1 pseudogene is annotated in these 1,085 nt (G+C 43.8%); it reads left to right on the top strand.

The features are described 5' to 3' along the window. Positions 1 to 6: 6 nt before the first annotated feature. Positions 7 to 1,085: pseudogene (locus tag BLV90_RS15880) on the top strand (APC family permease); the annotation flags it as partial.

Raw genomic sequence — 1,085 nt, 5'->3', positions numbered from 1 at the left:
TAGACGATGAACCGATCAATTAATTTGCCACAAGCCATCGCCTTATATATTTCGGCTATTCTAGGTTCAGGTATTCTTTTTCTATCGGCAAGCACAGCGTCTATAGCTGGCCCTGCTTCCATTGTTTCCTGGTTGGTAATGGTTCTCTTTAGTTTTCCACTGGCGTATACCTTTGCGATTTTGTCCCGCTCGTATCCTGACGTTGGGGGAGCTGCTACGTTTGTACGAATGGCCTTTGGTGAACATTCGGGAAATCTGGTAGGTTGGTTTTATTTTATTACGGCTGCTGTTGGTCAGATTATCGTATCATTGACTGGAGCAAATTACATCGGCGCTACACTTCATTGGTCCCCACTTCCAATCGCGGGGATCGCTTGTCTTATATTGTTGATAGGTGGGTTATCTAACCATTACGGAATCCAAGTTAGCGGGAAAATCTCCCTCATCCTAAGCACCTTATTGGTAGTGATGCTATCTATCGCGATGATCGTCACCATCCCTTTTGTTGAATGGGATAACTTTAAACCCTTTGCTCCTAAAGGCTGAGTTCCGATTGGTACAGCAGTCATCATGATTTTTTGGTCATTCTTTGGTTGGGAGGCGATATGTAGCCTAGCCAATCGATTTAAAAACCCCCAAAAAAATATGGTTCGTAGTGCTATGATCAGTGCAGTAGTTATTGGCGTGGTCTTCTTATCGCTTAGTTTTATTACGATAGGTAGTGGAACCTATGGTAGTTTAGAAAGTGATTCGTCACCGATAGGAGTGATGGTAGAGCAATCCTTAGGGTTTGGAGCGCAATTGATCACGGCCGTATTTGCCTTCATCATATGTACAGGAACAGTGAATGCTTTTGTTGCTAGCCTGACTCAATTGGGTTATGCCTTAAGTCGAGATCACGCCTTTCCGTCTTGGTTGCATTACCTAAATCCCCACACAGAAACCCCTACTCGGGTTGTCTGGTTCGTGATTATTTTTGCTACATCTGGGGTAATGATCACCACAGGATTAGGGATACATTTCACGAAGTTACTCTTTATACCGAACTCCCTAGGCATAGTTGTTTACATCCTTTCCATGATGGC

The sequence above is a fragment of the Marininema mesophilum genome (assembly GCF_900106775.1).
Taxonomy (GTDB): Bacteria; Bacillota; Bacilli; order Thermoactinomycetales; family DSM-45169; genus Marininema; species Marininema mesophilum.
This window is presented reverse-complemented; position numbering and strand designations above follow the sequence as displayed.